The 893-nt window shown below is 64.3% G+C and carries 1 protein-coding gene and 1 pseudogene; one reads left to right on the plus strand and one right to left on the minus strand.

Translation table 11 applies throughout. The features are described 5' to 3' along the window. The coding region (locus tag AC1D00_RS43170; protein ID WP_477014931.1) for a co-chaperone GroES at positions 1–253 on the minus strand (253 nt) is incomplete at its 3' end. 314 nt (positions 254–567) lie between these two features. On the opposite strand from AC1D00_RS43170, the pseudogene AC1D00_RS43175 reads away from it, so the two are divergent. Then, positions 568–893, plus strand: a pseudogene (locus AC1D00_RS43175) (hypothetical protein); the annotation flags it as partial.

The following is an 893-nucleotide window of genomic DNA, read 5'->3' on the forward strand; positions in this document are numbered from 1 at the left end:
GCTCTTCGTTGTCGATCTTGACCTCGGTGCCCGACCACTTGCCGAACAGCACGCGGTCGCCCGCCTTGAGGTCGATCGGGATCAGCTTGCCGGTCTCGTCACGGCCGCCGGGGCCGACGGCGACGACTTCGCCCTGGGAGGGCTTTTCCTTGGCTGTGTCCGGAATGATGATGCCGCCCTTGGTCTTTTCCTCGGCGTCGATACGTTTGACCACGACACGGTCATGCAGCGGACGAAATTTGGATTTAGCCATGACGTTTCCCTTTGGAGGCTCGCTTCGGAAGTAATGAAGTGGGTGGGGCGGCGCTTCCGTCCGTCCTCTTCCCGAGGATCGAACGGTGCGCTTAGCAATCGGGCTTTCCGAGTGCTAATAGTGCGCCCGGAAATATGGCTTGGCCGCGATCCTGTCAAGCAAAGGTGGTTAAGCGATTGGTGAGGCGGATATAGGATGGTGGCATTGGAAACGTGTTCGGGGCGCCGGCGTATCAAAGGACGTCATTGCCCCGGCGTCGGTTTTGCGCTTGGCTGCGGGAGGGGTGCGGCCATGGTCTTGTTCGGGGGAATGCCATGATCAGTTCAGCTCGCGCGCGCACGGTAGCCAATCTGGCGGCCGCGTCTTCTCTGGCGCTGTTGCTGGGCGCCTGCGGCGGCGGCATGAGCCTGCCGTCCTTCTCGTCGTCGTCTCCGCCGCCCGAAGCCGAACCCGGTACCGGCCCGGAAATGCCGGCGAGCATCCGCGCCGACGAGATCGTCGGCCGCTGGGGTCTTGCTTCGTTCCAGAACCCGGCCGACCGCGCCCGCACCGAGGCCGCGGCGCGGTCCCAGTGCAAAAATCCGTACGTGATCGGCGCCGGAACCTCCGGCGGCGTGGTCATGCATCTGGCCGACCAGGC

This window comes from Bradyrhizobium sp. P2_E8 (assembly GCF_056403875.1).